Source organism: Geitlerinema sp. PCC 9228 (assembly GCF_001870905.1).
Classification (GTDB): Bacteria; Cyanobacteriota; Cyanobacteriia; order Cyanobacteriales; family PCC-9228; genus PCC-9228.
In genome coordinates, this window is record NZ_LNDC01000082.1 from 1 (window position 1) to 1,099 (window position 1,099).

Consider the following 1,099-nt stretch of genomic DNA (forward strand, 5'->3'; position numbering starts at 1 on the left):
GTTCAAAAACGCCGAATCGCGTCTGAACCACCACCTCGCCGGTTTGTTCGGGGTGAGTTCCTTGGCCTGGACCGGACACTTGGTGCACGTCGCCATTCCCGAATCCCGCGGCGTTCACGTGGGTTGGGACAACTTCCTGAGCATGCGTCCTCACCCCGAAGGGTTGGCACCTTTCTTCAGCGGTAATTGGGCTGCCTACGCCCAAAACCCCGACACCGCCGAACACATTTTCGGCACTGGTGAAGGCGCTGGCACTGCTATCCTAACCTTCCTCGGTGGTTTCCATCCCCAAACCGAGTCCCTGTGGCTGACGGACATGGCCCACCACCACCTGGCGATCGCAGTCATCTTCATCGTCGCCGGGCACATGTACCGCACCAACTTTGGTATCGGTCACAGCATTCGGGAAATGCTCGATGCCAAAGACTTCTTTGGAACCAAAACCAAAGGACAGTTTAACCTGCCTCACCAAGGGCTGTACGACACCATCAACAACTCCCTGCACTTCCAGCTAGCTTTGGCCCTGGCTTCTTTGGGAGTTATCACCTCTCTGGTGGCCCAACACATGTACTCGCTGCCTCCCTACGCCTTCATGGCGCAGGACTACACCACCCAAGCAGCCCTGTACAGCCACCACCAGTACATCGCCGGCTTCATCATGGTTGGCGCCTTCGCCCACGGAGCCATCTTCTTAGTACGGGACTACGACCCCGAACAGAACAAAGGCAACGTGCTCGATCGCGTCCTGCAACATAAAGAAGCCATCATCTCCCACTTGAGCTGGGTTTCTCTGTTCCTCGGTTTCCACACCTTAGGACTGTACGTCCACAACGACGTGGTGGTTGCCTTCGGCACCCCCGAAAAACAAATCCTCATCGAACCGGTCTTTGCCCAGTGGATTCAAGCCGCTCACGGTAAAGCCCTCTACGGCTTCGATGTACTGTTGAGCAATCCAGATAGCATCGCCACCACAGCTTGGCCCAACTACGGCAACGTCTGGCTGGGCGGCTGGCTGGATGCCATCAACTCGGGAGACAACTCCCTATTCCTCACCATCGGTCCGGGAGACTTCCTGGTCCACCACGCCATTGCCCTGGGC

General features: G+C 57.3%; 1 pseudogene. It reads left to right on the forward strand.

The annotated features are described in order from the left end of the window. A pseudogene (gene psaB, locus AS151_RS07210) lies at window positions 1–1,099 on the forward strand (photosystem I chlorophyll a apoprotein A2); the annotation flags it as partial.